This is a genomic window from Pseudomonas sp. SIMBA_068, from assembly GCF_046534705.1.
In the GTDB taxonomy this organism is placed as follows: Bacteria; Pseudomonadota; Gammaproteobacteria; order Pseudomonadales; family Pseudomonadaceae; genus Aquipseudomonas; species Aquipseudomonas putida.
This window is the reverse complement of the sequence record NZ_JAWRYI010000310.1, coordinates 1-290: the sequence shown is the minus strand read 5'-3', so window position 1 is coordinate 290 and position 290 is coordinate 1. Positions and strand designations below refer to the sequence as shown.

General features: G+C 46.9%; 1 pseudogene. It reads left to right on the top strand.

What is annotated here, in order from left to right:
- Window positions 1-290 (top strand): annotated as a pseudogene (locus SB756_RS29310) (poly-beta-1,6 N-acetyl-D-glucosamine export porin PgaA); the annotation flags it as partial.

The window sequence follows — 290 nt, the reverse complement described above, 5'->3', positions numbered from 1 at the left end:
AAATGACAGCCAGAGAGCTTGCTTATAACGCACCAGGAAATCAGGGACTGCGCATTGATTACGCGAGTGTGTTACAAGCCCGCGGTTGGCCTCGTGCAGCAGAAAATGAATTAAAAAAAGCAGAAGTGATCGAGCCACGTAATATTAATCTGGAGGTTGAACAAGCCTGGACAGCATTAACGTTACAAGAATGGCAGCAGGCAGCTGTCTTAACGCACGATGTTGTCGAACGTGAACCGCAAGATCCCGGCGTTGTACGATTAAAACGTGCGGTTGATGTACATAATCTT